The organism is Mycobacterium sp. 852002-51057_SCH5723018, assembly GCF_001667035.1.
Classification (GTDB): domain Bacteria; phylum Actinomycetota; class Actinomycetes; order Mycobacteriales; family Mycobacteriaceae; genus Mycobacterium.
In genome coordinates, this window is the sequence record NZ_LZIR01000099.1 from 1 (window position 1) to 11,998 (window position 11,998).

Consider the following 11,998-nt stretch of genomic DNA (forward strand, 5'->3'; position numbering starts at 1 on the left):
GCGGGCACGGCGGCACCGGCGGTGACGGTCCCGCCGGCGGCGGCACCGGCGGGCACGGCGGCCAAGCGACTGAGCTCGGCACCGGAACCGCCACCGGCGGCGCCGCCGGTGCCGGCGGCACCAGCACCGGCGGCACCGGCGGTGCCGGCGGAGTGGGCGGCACCGGGGAAATCGACAACCCCCTCTCTACGGCGGTCGCTACCGGCGGGCACGGCGGGGCCGGTGGCACCGGCACCACGGGCGGCACCGGCGGTGACGGCGGCGCTGGGAACAACGCCGGAGCTGGAGACGCCGTCGGCGGCACCGCGGGCGCGGGCGGCACCAGCAGCACCGGGACCGGCGGGACCGCGGGCACGGGCGGCGCTGCGACCACCCTCGGAATCGGAAACGCCACCGGTGGCGCCGGCGGCACCGGCGGTGACGGTCCCACCGGCGCCACAGGCGGGACTGGCGGCACTGGAGCTGCCGCCGGAACCGGAAACGCCACTGGGGGCGCCGGCGGCAAGGGCGGTGACAGCTCGGCACCGGCAACCGACGGCGGTAGCGGCGGCACCGGCGGGAACGCCGCCTCAGTTGCGGGCGTTGCCGCTGGTGGCCTCGGCGGCCCGGGGGGTGCGGGTGGGCCCGGCGGTAACCAAGGCCCAACAGGTAGCAACGGGACGCCATAACAAGTCGTCCGGCAGGGATCGGCGGCTTTTCCCCCCACACCGAAGCCGCCAGTCCCTGCCGGCGCCATTGGCCCCTGAACGCGGTGCCGGGCTGATCGTGTTGCTCGAGCCGGTAATTCTGCAGACTCCTAGTCGCACTTGGTCTTCGGACCTGCAGGCTCAGCGCACAGCGCGCGGTTGTGCGCGCCTTCGGCGTCCATGAGGCGGCGCCGGGACCCTGCGTATCGCGCCTCCGGCGACTCGCTTTGGATCGCCAATCCGTCGACAGCAAGACCGAGACCGGGACCGGGACCGGCGCAGAAAAGCTCGATAGTTGGCGCAAGGCTGAAGCTATTGCCGACTGCCTGGGTCGCCCCCTTCGCCGTCATCTTCGCCCGCAGGTGCGCAAGCTTCGGTTCGACGGTCACCGCATGGGTCCGGGCCGACCCGGGTTACCGGAAACCCGCGCTTGATGAATTCATTCTGCTGAGCCGGGGCCTCGCATCGGGGCCGCGACGGCCACCGCCGAGATGACCGTCATCCTCGCCCGCCAGGCCCGGACCTAACCGCGGTTGCCCTCCGCGCTCACAACGTCGCGGCGCTGCCCCAAGCCCGGATTGACCGTGGACGCCACCGACTCAGCGCCAGCGCAGTAATACCAGCTCCGAGCAGAATCCCGGCCCCATCGCGAGCATCAGCCCAGGGCTTCCGCCAGGCGGCGGCTTGGCGATGGTGTCACGCAAGATGTGCAGCACCGAAGCCGACGACAGGTTCGCGATTTCGCCCAGCGAGCGCCACGTCAACTCGAGCGCCTCCGGCTCTAGCTCGAGGCTCCGGGTGATCGCGTCGATGACCTTGGGGCCGCCGGGGTGGCTGACCCACGCGCCGATGTCGTCCTTGCTCAAGCCGTGGGTGGCCAGGAACCCGTTGACGTCGTCGGCGAGGTAGCGCTCGATCACGTCCGTCAGCTCCGGCGACAGCACCAGCTGCAGGCCGGCCGAGCCGACGTTCCAGCCCATGATGTGCAGCGAGTCGGGATACATGCGGCTGCGCGAGTCGAGGATGTCCGGGCCGGTGGGGCGCAGTTGTTCGGCGCGACGTTCCCCGACGGCCACCACCGCGGCCGCGCCGTCGCCGAACAGCGCGCTTCCCACCAGCCCGGACACCGTGGGCTTGACCGCCGGGTAGGTGAGCGAGCAGAGCTCGACCGAAACCAGGACCGCGACGGCGTCGGGCGCGCCGCGCAGGTAGTCGTGCAGCCGGCCCACCCCGGCCGCGCCGGCCACGCATCCGAGGCCGAACAGCGGCACGCGGCGCACGTCCGGGCGCAAACCGAGCCGTCCGGCGATCCGGGCGTCCAACGACGGTACCGCCACGCCGGTGACCGTGGTGGTGGCGATCATGTCGACGTCCTGGGGCAGCAGGCCGGCCTCGTCGAGCGCTCCCTTCAGTGCTTCGCAGCCGAGGTCCACGGCATGCTCGAGGAAGATCTCGTTGGCGTCGCCGAAGTCGGTCAGCGACGGGTAGCGCTCCAGCGGCAGGACGAAGTGGCGACCGTTGACCTTCGCGGCGGCGTGCAGGCGCCGGATGATCTCCTCGTGTTCCTTCATTCCGGGGAACTCAACGAATTGGTCGGTGATCTCGTTTTGGCTATACCGATGCGGCGGCAACGCCCCGAACACACCTGCGATAACGCTCATGCCCCTACCCACGTATGAATGTCCGCAGAAATGAAAATCACAACTTTCGCCCCGGCGGCTCGACACGACTTGGCAATGTTTGGAATCTTAAGCGGTGGAGCAAAAGTGCGCAAAGTTGTTCTTATTCAACACATGTCGCACGAGAATGTCGTCCGGTCACTGTATTTATCTCCGGCAACATCGATTTCACTATTCGCCGTCATCGTCCTCAGCAAGCTTTAGCGCCATAGCGATCAGCGCGTCCGGGCTTAACGAGTCGATGGTGTCGTCGCTCACCGTCGGATCAACGATCGATTTTTCCGAGGCTCCGGCCAACAGCAACAGCCTGTCGAGCAATCCGGCTCTTCGAAGCTCTTGCAGTGGAATGGTTCTCAGGGCCGCCCAGATCTTCTCGTCGTCAGGGGCTTCCTGAGCGCCCCGCAGCAGTAGTTGCCGGAGGTGATCGGCCAACGCTGTCGGGTTGGGATAGTCGAAGATGAGAGTGCGCGACAACGCCAGCCCCGTCTCGGCTTTCAGGCGGTTGCGGAGCTCCACCCCGGTCAACGAGTCAAACCCCAGGTCCTGGAACGCGCGTTGGGTATCCACGGCCTGGGTGTCCTCGTGCCCCAAGACGACGGCCGCGTGCGCGCATACCAACTCGACCAACTGGCGGCGCTGGTCGTCGGGGGCAAGTCGTTCCAGCTGCTCGGCGAATTGGGCCGGCCGAGTGGGCATGGCGGGCTGGGTATCTGGGCCTTGTCCGATCCAATAGGGTTGGCGGACAAAGCCATATGTTGGCAACGGCACCTTTTGGGCGGACAGCAAGACCGTGGCCCACGTGAGCGCCACGCCGCTGGTGAATAGGCGCCCGGCCGCGGTCAGCAGGGACTCCGCCTCGGGGCGGTCTTTCGGCATCGTCACAGCCGAAACGGGCCGCTGGGTCGTCAGTGACTGCTCCACCGCACCGCTGAGGCCGCCACCGGGGCCCACCTCGACGAACAGCCCCGCGCCCAAGTGCTCGGCGGTCCGCACCCCGTCCAGGAAGCGCACCGGCCGGCGCACGTGCTCGACCCAATATTGTGCCGACCCGTATCCGGGGCCGGCCGGTTCACCGGAAACGTTGTTCACCACCGTGATCCGTGGGTTCCGCGGCGCCAGGTCGGCGACCGCTGCGGAGAACTCTTCGATCATCGGCTCCATCAGGGGTGAGTGGAACGCGTGCGAGACCGTCAACCGGTGCACCCGCTTGCCCTGCTGCGCCAAAAGGTCGGCGATCGAGGTGACGGCAGCCTCGGCGCCGGAGATCACCACCGCGTTCGGGCCGTTGACGGCCGCGATGCTCGCAGTGTCGGTCAGCACCGAGGCCACCTCGGCTTCGCCGGCGGCCACCGCGATCATCGCCCCGCCTGCGGACAACCCGGCCATCAACCGGCCGCGCCAAGCCACCACCCTGGCCGCGTCGGCCAGCGACAACACCCCCGCCACATGGGCCGCGGTGATCTCGCCCACCGAATGCCCCATCACCACGTCGGGAACGACGCCCCAGCTGCGCAGCAACCCCACCAGCGCCACCTCGATGGCGAATAGCGCGGGCTGAGCAAACTCGGTGTTGTCCAACAGCTTTGCGTCATTTCCCCACACCGCGTCGCGCAGGGGCAGCCGCAGGTGCGACTTCAGTGCGTCGGCGGCCTCGTCGAAAGCCGTTGCAAATGACGGGAATTCGTCGTACAATTGGGCACCCATCCCGAGCCACTGGGCGCCCTGGCCGGGAAACACAAACGCCGTCTTGCCGTGCGGGCTTGCGCGTCCCACCACCAAGTTGGACCGCGGCTCGCCGGAAGCCAGCCCCGCCAGCCCCGCCATCAGCGTCTCGCGGTCCGCGCCCACCGTGACCGCCCTGTGTTCGAACACCGACCGCGTCGTGGCCAACGACCACGCCACGTCGGCGGCGTGCAGGTCTGCGTCGTCGCCCAGGTGGGCCAGCAGCTTCGTGGCCTGGTTCGCCAACGCCTGCGCCGAACGACCGGACAGCACCCACGCCACGGGTGTTTTATCGCCTTGAGCCGCAATTGTTTCCGGTGGCTTCGGCGGTTCTTCGACGACCACATGCGCGTTCGTTCCGCCCATCCCGAAGGACGACACCCCCGCCCGCCGGGGCGCATCGCCCGCCGGCCAGTCCGTGAGCGTGGTGCCGATGCGCAGCCCGAGGCCCTCCAGGTCCACTCCGGGAACCGGGTTGGCATAATTCAGGCTCGCCGGAATGGCGTCGTTTTCGATTGCCAGCACCGTCTTGAGCAAACCGGCGATGCCGGCCGCCGCGCCGGTGTGCCCGATGTTCGTCTTGACCGAGCCCACGGTCACCGGTTGGCGACGCGTGGCGAACACTTCGCCCAGTGCGCGCGCCTCCACCGGATCGCCGACTTCGGTGCCGGTGCCGTGGGCCTCGACGTACTGGAGCCCGCCGGCGTCTAGACCCGCGCTGGACAACGCACGCCGGATCACGTCGGCCTGAGCGGCGACCGAGGGCACGATTTGCCCGGCCGCGGTATGGCCCGCATTGCCGGCAGCGCTGCCGCGGATGACCGCGCGGATGCGGTTTCCGTCGGCGAGGGCGGCCGTCAGCGGCTTGAGCAGCACGAGTCCCGCACCCGCGCTTCGCACGTAACCGTCGGCGCGGCGGTCGAACGCATAGGTGTGACCCGACGTCGAGACCGCCCCGAATTCCCTTTCCAGCAGCCCGGTTTCGCTTGCCAGGTTGAGGTGCACTCCCCCGGCGATCGCCAACGCCGCTTCACCCGTTCGGAGGCTTTCGCAAGCGAGGTGCACCGTGACCAGTGAAGACGACTGGCCCGAATCGACGGTCAAGCTCGGCCCACGCAACCCGAAGGCGTACGAGATTCTGTTAGAGATCATTCCCCGGCTAATACCCGCAAAGGAGTGGTGATCGAGGTTTTGCATCGAGTCGCCAAGCGTCAACAGGGCATAGTCGTCGCCCATGGCGCCCAGGTAAACGGCGACCTGTTCGCCCCGTAGCGCTTCCGGCACCACAAAGGCGTCTTCGAGCAGTTCCCAGGTCAGCTCCAGCGACAGCCGCTGCCGGGGGTCCATCGCGCAGGCCTCGCGCGGCGATACGTTGAAGAAGTCCGCGTCAAAGTCGGCGACGTTGTCTTGCAGCTCGGTGGCCTCCCGCCCGTCGCGAAGGAGGCGCCAAAACTCGCTTGGGCTGGCGGCGCCGGGGAATCTGCACGCGAGCCCGATGATCGCTATGTCTGTCGGTGGCAAGGGAATCTCTCGGCTGATGAGCGGCGTCAGGGCCCGGCTTCCTCGTCGAGGATGGCGAAAAGTTGGCTGTCGGTTGCGTTTTCGATGTCGTCGTCGTAGAAGGGGTCCGACTCCGGCTCCGGGGCGCTCAGGCCGGCGAGCATGTTTCGGATGCGGCCGCCCAAGAGCGCTTTGTCGTCGGCGGTCCAACCGGGTTGATCGATCAGCGTTTGCAGCTCACGCGCGATGTCGTTGAAACGGCCGAGGCGATCCGGCGGATTGGTGGTGCCCGCGGCGGAGAGCTGGGTGTCGAGGTGCTCGGCCAGCGCCGCAGGGGTGGGACAATCGAAAATCACGGTCGGTGACAGCGTCAGCCCGGTCGCGGTTTTGAGCCGGTTACGCAGTTCGACCGCGGTCAGCGAGTCGAACCCGAGGTCCGGAAAAACGCTGTCGGCGTTGATGTCTGCGGTGGCATGCCCGAGCACTGTGGCGGCGTTGCTGCACACCAGGTCGGCGAGCTCCCGATGCCGCTGCTCGGCGGTGAGCCCGTGCAGTCGGGCACGCAGACCCGACGTCGACGCCGCCGTGCCCGCGTCGGCGATGACGCGCCGCGCCGGGCGGGCGGCCACGTCGCGCAGGACGGGCGGCCGCACCGCAAGTTCGGGGGCCAGCGCCGCCGTGTCCAGCCGGGCGGCCACCAGCACCGCCCGATCGGCCGGCAGCGCCTCGTCGAAGAGCGCCAACGCCTGCTGGCTGGACATGGGCGTCAGCCCGGAGCGGCTCATGCGGGCCCGGTCCTGGTCCCCCAGGTGGCGTGTCAGGGCGCTGGCCTGTTCCCACAGCCCCCACGCGATCGACAACCCGGTCAAGCCCTGCGCGCGCCGGTAGGCGGCCAGCCCGTCGAGGAAGCTGTTGGCCGCGGCGTAGTTGCCCTGGCCCGGAGAGCCGACGATTCCGGCCATCGACGAGAACATCACAAATGCCGACAAGCCCAAATCCTTTGTCAGCTCGTGCAAATGCCACGCCCCGTCCGCCTTTGCCCGCATTACCGCGTCCACCCGGTCGGGGGTCAGCGACGTGATCAGCCCGTCATCGAGCACACCCGAGGCGTGGAACACGGCCCGCAGCGGATAGCGCGCCGGCACCTGCGCCAGCAGCCCTGCTACGGCATCCGGGTCGCCGACGTCGCAGGCCACCACGGACACCGAGGCGCCCGCGTCGCGCAGCTCGGCCACCAGCTCGGCGACCCCGTCGGCGCGCTCACCGCTGCGACTGACCAACATGACATGGGGAACCCCGTGCCGGGCGACGAGGTGGCGAGCCAGTGCCGAGCCGGCCATGCCGGTTCCGCCGGTGATCAACGCGGTGCCCCCGCCGAGACCGCCGGGACCGTCGGGCAGGGTGAGCACCACCTTCCCGACGTGGCGGGCCTGGCTGACGAACCGGTAAGCCTCCCCCGCGCGGCGCACGTCAAAGGCCTTGACCGGCAACGGAGCCAACACGTCGGCGGCGAACAGCTCCATCAATTCGGCCAGCATCGCAGCGATGCGGTCCGGACCGGCCTCCATCAGATCGAACGCCCGGTATGCCACCCCCGGATGCCGCTCGGCAACCAACTGCGGATCGCGAAGGTCGGTCTTGCCCATCTCGATGAAGCGTCCGCCGCCCACCAGCAACCGCAGCGACGCGTCGATGAACTCACCGGCCAGCGAATTCAGCACCACATCCACCCCGGCCCCGCCGGTGGCGGCCAAAAACTTCTCCTCAAACTCCACGCTCCGCGAATCGCCGATGTGGTCCTCGTCGAAGCCCATGGCGCGCAAGGTGTCCCACTTGCCCCGGCTGGCGGTGGCGAATACCTCGGCGCCCCAATGCCGCGCCAACTGCACCGCGGCCATCCCCACCCCGCCGGTGGCCGCATGGACCAACACCCGCTCCCCGCTACGTAACCCCGCCAGCTCCGATAGCCCGTACAGCGCCGTCAAAAACACCACCGACACACCCGCGGCGTCGACCAACGACCACCCCGCCGGCATCGGCACGACGAACCGCTCGTCGACCACCGATTCGGAGCCGGCCAGCCCCAATATGCCCAGCACGGCGTCGCCGACGGCCAGCCCGGTCACGCCCGGCCCGACCTCGGTGATCACCCCGGCGCCCTCGGCCCCCAACTCGGCCGCGCCGGGATACATGCCCAACGCCACCAACACATCCCGGAAATTCACCCCGACCGCGGCCACCGCCACCCGAACCTGCCCAGCGGCCAGGTCCACGCGCGGGCAGGACCGCAACACCAAGTCCTCCAGCGTCCCGCCGTCGCCCGCGGCCAACCGCCACTCCCCCGCTGGCAACGCCAACGTCGACCCCACACCCACCGGCGCCAACCGCGCCCCATACGCCACGCCGTCACGCACCACCAATTGCGGCTCGCCACAACCGATGACCGCATGCACGTCTAGCGACCCGTCCGAATCCAACAACACTATCCGGCCCGGTTGCTCCGCTTGGGCCGAGCGCACCAGCCCCCACACCGCCGTGGCGGCCGGGTCCGTCACGTCGTCATCGGCCAGTCCCACCGCCCCGTGGGTCTGCACCACCAGCAGGCCCGCCCGGTCACGGGTCAACCAGGACTTCACCACGCTTAACGCCTCGTGCGTGACGGCGTGCGCTGCGCCCGGCACGCCGGCGCCATTCCCGGAGCCCAGCTCCCACACCACCACGCCGTCACCGGCGCCGTTGTGCTCCAACGACACCGGGGACCACATCACTTCGAACAGACCGCCGCCACCGCGGGGACGAGTCACGGCCCCCGACAGCTGCCCGCGCGACACCGGCCGAACGGCCAATTCCCGCACGGACAACACCGGCAACCCCGCCGGATCGGACAACTCCACCGAGACCGCACCCGTGCCGGCAGGGGCCAGCCGCACCCGGACCCGCGACGCCCCGGCCGCGTGCAAACAGACGCCTTGCCAGGAAAACGGCAGCACGATCTGGGTCTGCTCGCCGTCCATCCCCATCGCGTGCAACGCGGCATCCAACAGCACCGGATGAATCCCGAACCCGCCCACCGTCACCCCGGCGGCCTGCGGCACGGTGACCTCCGCGAAGATCTCGGTCCCACGCCGCCACATCGCTTGGACGCCGCGGAACGCCGGACCATACTCATAGCCTCGCGCGGCCAGCCGCTCGTAGCCGCCGGTGACATCCACTGCCCTCGCTCCCGCAGGCGGCCACACCGACAGGTCGGCGGCCGGCGGCACCGACGCCGCGCTCAGCTCACCCTCGGCGTGCAATATCCACGACGACTCCGGTTGCCCGCCAGCGGAATACACCGACACGGCGCGCCGCCCCGATTCCCCGGAGACACCCACCACCACCTGCACCCGCGCGCCGCCGGTCGCCGGCACCAGCAACGGGGCCGACAGCGTCAACTCCTCGATGACCGAGCAACCGACCTCGTCGCCGGCGCGCAGCATCAGCTCGACAAATCCCGCGCCCGGGAACAACACCGTGCCGGCCACCGCATGGTCGGCCAACCACGGCTGTCCCGCCGGCGATAACCGGCCCGTCAACACCACCCCACCGGAATCGGGCCGCTCGACCACCGCATCCAACAGCGGGTGCCCCGCCCCCACCAGCCCGGCGGCGCTGACATCCCTCGATCCCACCGACTCGGCCGGCAGCCAAAACCGGCGTCGCTGAAAGGCATAGGTCGGCAACGGGATTCGCCTTGCGGCCAAGCCGGCGAATGCCGCGGCCCAGTCGACGCCGATGCCGGTGACGAACAGCCTTCCGGCGGCGGTCAGCAGCGAATCGGTTTCGGGGCGTCCCTTGGCCAGGGTCACTACCGACGTCGCCCCATCGCCGGTCAGCGCCTGGGCCAGCGACGCCGTCAATGCCGCCCCGGGGCCCACCTCCAGGAACACGCCGGCTTCCAGCGACTCGGCCAACCGCACACCGTCGACGAAGCGCACGGGCCGGCGCACATGCTCGATCCAGTAGGAGGCCAACCCGTACCCGGGCCCGGCCAGCTGTCCAGTCAGGTTGGTAATCAATGGGATCCGCGGCTCAGCGGCCGACACTTCGGCCGCCACCGCGGAGAACTCGTCGACCATCGGCTCCATCAACGGTGAGTGAAATGCGTGCGAGACCGCCAGCCGGTGCACCCGCCGGCCCTGCTGCGACAGCCGATCCGCCACCGCCTCCACGGCGGCCGCCTCACCCGAAACCACCACCGAATCGGGGCCGTTGACCGCCGCAATCCCGACGTCCTTGGTCAGCAGCGGGGTCACCTCGGCCTCGGTCGCGGCCACCGCAACCATCGCCCCGCCCGCGGGCAGGCGCGCCATCAGCCGGCCCCGCGCTGCCACCAACCGTGCGGCATCCGCCAGCGACAACGCCCCGGCTACGTGTGCCGCGGCGATCTCGCCCACCGAATGACCGATCACCAGGTCGGGCGTCACACCCCAGGACTGCCACAACGCCACCAGCGCGACCTCGAGGGCGAACAACGCCGGCTGGGCAAACTCAGTGCTTTGCAACAATTCTGGGTCAGCACCCCACATCACCTGGCGCAGCGGCAGCCGGAGGTGCCCCTCCAGCGCCTCGGCGGCCTCGTCGAAGGCCCGGGCCAACGCCGGAAAGCGCCCGTACAACTCCTCGCCCATCCCCAGCCACTGCGAGCCCTGGCCGGGAAACGCGAACACCGTCTTGCCCGTCGACCGTGCGCGGTCCACCAGCACGGCCGGGCCTGGCTGCCCGGACGCCAGCCCCGCCAGCCCGTCCAGCAGGGCGTCGCGATCGCTACCGATCAACACCGCGCGATGCTCGAAGACCGACCGAGTGGTCGACAACGACCAGCCCACGTCGGCCGGGTCCCAGCCGGTGTCAGCGCGCAGCTGGGCCGACAACCGCGCCGCCTGACCGGCCAGCGCCTGCTCCGAGCGAGCCGACACCACCCACGGCACGCCGGAGTCACCCTCGGCGACAACGGTTTCCCGCTCCGCGGGAGGCTCCGCCGGAGCCTGTTCCACGATTACGTGCGCATTCGTCCCGCTGATCCCAAACGACGACACCCCCGCCCGGCGCGGTCCACGCGCCGCCGGCCAGGGCCGGGGCTCCGTCAGCAGGGACACTGCGCCCGCCGACCAATCCACGTGCGGCGTGGGCACATCGACGTGCAGGGTCTTCGGCATCACCTCGTGCCGCATGGCCTGCACCATCTTGATCACCCCGGCCACGCCCGCGCCCGCTGACGTGTGACCGATGTTGGACTTGATCGATCCGAGCCACAGCGGCCGACCCGCCGGCCGGCCCTGTCCATAGGTCGCCAAAAGCGCTTGGGCCTCAATCGGATCGCCGAGCACGGTGCCCGTACCATGCCCCTCGACGACGTCCACGTCGGCCGCTGTCAGGCCGGCGTTGGCCAGCGCCGCCCGAATCACCCGCTGTTGCGACGGCCCATTGGGAGCGGTCAGACCGTTGGACGCGCCGTCCTGATTCACCGCCGAACCGCGCAGCACCGCCAGCACCGGATGCCCCAGGCGCCGGGCATCGGCCAGCCGCTCCAGCACCAGCACTCCTGCGCCCTCCGACCACGCCGTGCCGTCGGCGGCGCCGGCATACACCTTGCAGCGCCCGTCGGGGGCCAGCGCCCGTTGCCGGCTGAACTCCACGAACGCGGCCGGTGTTGCCATGATCGTCACGCCGCCGGCCAGCGCCAGATCGGTCTCCCCCGAGCGCAAGGACTGCGCCGCCAGGTGCATGGCCACCAGCGACGACGAACACGCGGTATCCACCGACACCGCCGGGCCTTCCAGCCCCAGCACGTAGGACAGCCGGCCCGACGCCACGCTGAGCGTGGAGCCGGTCAGCCCGTAGCCCTCCAGCTCGCCCTTCACCTCGCCGCCGTAGCCCGCGTGGATGACCCCGGCGAACACTCCGGTCGCCGACCCACGCAACGAGAGCGGGTCAATCCCGGCCCGCTCCAAGGCCTCCCACGACACCTCGAGCATCATCCGTTGCTGCGGGTCCATCGCCAGGGCCTCGCTGGGGCCGATCCCGAAGAACCCGGCGTCGAAGTCGGCCGCGTCCCGCAGGAAGCTGCTCCGGCGCGTGTACATCTTGCCGGGCGCGTCGGGGTCCGGGTCGAACAGCGCGTCGACATCCCAGCCACGATCGGCCGGAAAATCGGACACCGCGTCGCGGCCGTCAACCACCAACTGCCACAAGGCCTCCGGCGAATCCACTCCACCCGCGTAGCGGCACGACATCCCCACCACCGCTATCGGCTCCGACAGCCTGCCTTCGAGCTCGGACAGGCGCCGCCGGGTCCGCCTGAGATCGGTCGCGAGGCGTTTGAGGTAATCGAGGTGCTTCTCGGTGCTCGGCATTGTCAGTCCTGGTCGT

General features: G+C 69.8%; 3 protein-coding genes and 1 pseudogene. 1 reads left to right on the top strand and 3 read right to left on the bottom strand.

What is annotated here, in order from left to right; translation table 11 throughout:
- Positions 1–668 (top strand): annotated as a pseudogene (locus A5764_RS28955) (PE-PGRS family protein); the annotation flags it as partial.
- Between the two features lie 617 nt (positions 669–1,285).
- On the opposite strand, the gene A5764_RS21225 reads toward A5764_RS28955, so the two are convergent.
- From A5764_RS21225 to A5764_RS21235, 3 genes are all read right to left on the bottom strand, one after another.
- Entirely contained in the window at positions 1,286–2,347 is a 1,062-nt protein-coding gene (locus tag A5764_RS21225; RefSeq protein WP_067116728.1) for a type III polyketide synthase, read from the bottom strand.
- A 189-nt stretch (positions 2,348–2,536) separates the two neighbouring features.
- Positions 2,537–5,608, bottom strand: a complete 3,072-nt coding sequence (locus tag A5764_RS21230) for a type I polyketide synthase (protein ID WP_067116731.1) — start codon at positions 5,606–5,608, stop codon at positions 2,537–2,539.
- Between the two features lie 26 nt (positions 5,609–5,634).
- A complete protein-coding gene (locus A5764_RS21235; RefSeq protein ID WP_067116734.1) occupies positions 5,635–11,982 on the bottom strand; it encodes a type I polyketide synthase in 6,348 nt (2,115 codons plus the stop codon).
- Positions 11,983–11,998 lie beyond the last annotated feature (16 nt).